General features: G+C 75.0%; 1 pseudogene. It reads left to right on the top strand.

The features are described 5' to 3' along the window. Positions 1-272: pseudogene (locus SB717_RS35915) on the top strand (RNA polymerase subunit sigma-24); the annotation flags it as partial.

Below are 272 nucleotides of genomic sequence, written 5' to 3'. Positions count from 1 at the left end.
CGTCGCCGCGCTCGAGCAGTGGCCGGAGTCCGGCATCCCCCGCAACCCCGGCGCGTGGCTGACCACCGTGGCGAAGCGTCGCGCGGTCGACGGCTGGCGTCGCCGGGAACGCCTGGACGACCGGTACGCGGCCATCGCCCACCACCTGGAGCAGGAGCTCGGCGACGACGACCCGGCGCGGGCGGCCCAGGAGCCCATCGGAGACGACCTCCTCCGTCTCGTCTTCGTCGCCTGCCATCCCGTGCTGCCGCAGTTCGGCGACGACCCGCTGC

This window comes from Priestia sp. SIMBA_032, from assembly GCF_046535215.1.
In the GTDB taxonomy this organism is placed as follows: domain Bacteria; phylum Bacillota; class Bacilli; order Bacillales; family Bacillaceae_H; genus Priestia; species Priestia aryabhattai.
Note: the sequence above shows the minus strand (reverse complement) of the source record. Positions and strands in the feature narration are given on the sequence as shown.